The sequence below is a fragment of the Roseateles sp. P5_E11 genome (assembly GCF_054049355.1).
Genome location: NZ_JBFUMO010001068.1, coordinates 1 through 992 on the forward strand (window position 1 = coordinate 1; position 992 = coordinate 992).

1 protein-coding gene is annotated in these 992 nt (G+C 65.3%); it reads left to right on the top strand.

Going from position 1 to position 992, the window contains the following annotated elements; translation table 11 throughout:
• Positions 1–990, top strand: a 990-nt coding sequence (locus tag ACXJKR_RS33450) for an ABC transporter substrate-binding protein (protein WP_457326525.1), incomplete at its 5' end; no start/stop codon positions are given.
• Positions 991–992 lie beyond the last annotated feature (2 nt).

Sequence of the window (992 nt, forward strand, 5' to 3'; positions counted from 1 at the left end):
CTGACCGACAAGGTGCCCAACGACAAGATCCCGCTGATCACGCTGGGCTACGGCCTGTCCGCTTCGGCCGATGGCGGCGTATTCGCGTGGAACTTCCCGCTGATGGGCAGCTACTGGACGGCGGCCGACATCCTCATCCAGCACATCGCCAAGAAGGAAGGCGGCCTGGACAAGCTCAAGGGCAAGAAGATCGCCCTGGTCTATCACGACAGCCCTTTCGGCAAGGAGCCCATCCCGCTGCTGGAAGAGCGCAGCAAGATGCATGGTTTCGAGCTGGTGAAGATCCCGGTCACCGCGCCCGGCGTGGAGCAGAAGAGCGCCTGGCTGCAGGTGCGCCAGCAAAAGCCCGACTACACGCTGCTGTGGGGCTGGGGCGTCATGAACTCCACCGCGCTGAAAGAGGCCCAGGCCACCGGCTACCCGCGCGACAAGATGTATGGCGTCTGGTGGTCGGGCGCCGAGCCCGATGTGAAGGACGTGGGCGAGGGCGCCAAGGGCTACAACGCGTTGAACCTGAACACCTCCGGCCAGACCCCGAAGGTCATCCAGGACATCCTCAAGCTCGTGCATGAGAAGGGACAGGGCACGGGCCCGAAGGACGAGGTCGGCTCGGTGCTCTACACGCGCGGCCTGGTCATCCAGGCGCTCGGCGTGGAGGCCGTGCGGCGTGCGCAGGAGCGTTTCGGCAAGGGCAAGGTCATGACCGGCGAGCAAGTGCGCTGGGGCCTGGAGAACCTGGCGCTGGACGACAAGAAGCTGGCCTCGCTGGGCCTGAACGGCGTGATCCGCCCGATCAGCACCAGCTGCTATGACCACCAGGGTTCGACCTGGGCGCGCATCCACACCTGGGACGGCGCGAAGTGGAGCTTCAGCAGCGATTGGTACGAGGCGGACGCACAGATCATCAAGCCGATGGTGAAGGCGGCGGCGGACAAGTACGCGGGAGAGAAGRAGCTTACTCGGCGGACGCCTGCTGAGTGCCAGAGCTGAGC